This window comes from Streptomyces sp. ACA25 (assembly GCF_028200735.1).
In the GTDB taxonomy this organism is placed as follows: Bacteria; Actinomycetota; Actinomycetes; order Streptomycetales; family Streptomycetaceae; genus Streptomyces.
Genome location: NZ_JAQKPV010000060.1, coordinates 1 through 1,432 on the forward strand (window position 1 = coordinate 1; position 1,432 = coordinate 1,432).

The 1,432-nt window shown below is 66.3% G+C and carries 1 pseudogene; it reads right to left on the reverse strand.

From position 1 onward, the window contains the following. Positions 1-1,184, reverse strand: a pseudogene (locus PJ985_RS23145) (LamG domain-containing protein); the annotation flags it as partial. Positions 1,185-1,432 lie beyond the last annotated feature (248 nt).

Sequence of the window (1,432 nt, forward strand, 5' to 3'; positions counted from 1 at the left end):
CGCAGCCGCTCGATCCAGAACCCGGAAGCTGTTTGCGTGTTCCAGGTTGTGGAGCTGTTGATGCCCTTCGTCCGCCAGAGTTCGACCGGGTGGTTGGTGCACTGCGCTGAGTGGACGTTGCGCACCACGAACTCGGCGCTGAGCACCCTCGTGCCGGCAAAGCGTGAAGTGTCGATCCGGTAGAAGAGACGCTTCACTTCGTTGGAGTTGCAGTTAGCCCAGCCGACGCAGTAGCCCACGCCCTCGTCGCCGCTGAAGTTCCAGAAGCTGGTGCTCGCGTGGTGACGGGACGCCATGGTCCAGGCGGAGGCGCGAGGAGAGTGAAACTGCGGATCGATGAAGACCGGGTACTCCGTGTCCTCGCCATGCAGCACGCTCGCATCGGGTGTGAGCACCAGCTCGTCACCCGCCGCCGGTAGTTCGACCTCCAGCTGGGCCACGTTCCCCGAACCACCCGGCCCCGGATCACTGTCCATGGACTCTCCGGACGCCTCGGGAGCATCCGCCGCCGGCGCATCACTGCCCTCCACCGCTACCGGCACGCTGGAATCCCACATCAAGGGTGCCGGTGCCTCAAAGACCACGCTTGTGGATCCCGCATCGAGGGCCTCGATGCCACCGTCCTCGGTGAGCCCGACGTCGAGACCCGCGGCGTTGAGCCCCAGTCGCACCTCCTGCAGCGCGGGGTCGACTGCCGCCTTTGCCGACTTCACCACCAGCAGGGACACGAAACCGTCGGGTATCGCCTCCATGCGCAGGTCCACATCCGGCAAGACCTCCGGATAGACCGCCAACTCGCCATCGAGCCGAGGCGCGGGCAACTTGCCAGGCCATGAGAGCTCCAGCTCACGCCCGTGCCGCACCATGCTCACCAGCGGGCTGTCCCCGCCGTGGGAGAAGGTGAGGTCCACGGTGGACACCTTCGGCCCGACACTGCCGTCCGGGCGAACCGTCAGCTCCAGGTTCACCCGCTCCCAGTCATCCGCCCCCCTGGTCCACACGGGGGCTACATACTCCCGCGCTTCAAGGGTCCCCTCCGGCGTCGCGAATACCTCGCGAGCCTCCCCACGCAGCGACACGACCTCGACAGGCTCACCGATCTCACGCGCCTCAGCAAGGGCCTGAGCCTCCGCCGTCTCAGCCACCGCCGCCGGATCGTAGACCTCGCCGGCCTCCTCCTCCACGGACTCCGCAGCAGCCGGAGACGCCACACCCACCAATCCAGCAGGCAGGACAGCAGCGAGAACACCCGCAGAGACCACCCCGGCCGTCACACTGCGCACACGAAAGCCCTGCCATCGGCGACCCATCGCCGCACCCCCCGTAACCAAGTGCACACGCTGCACGCATGTGCGAACAGAGTGACGGTAGATGTGCCGAACACGCATGTACAGACGGACAGTTCAGCACAATGACGTCACACCACCCGACA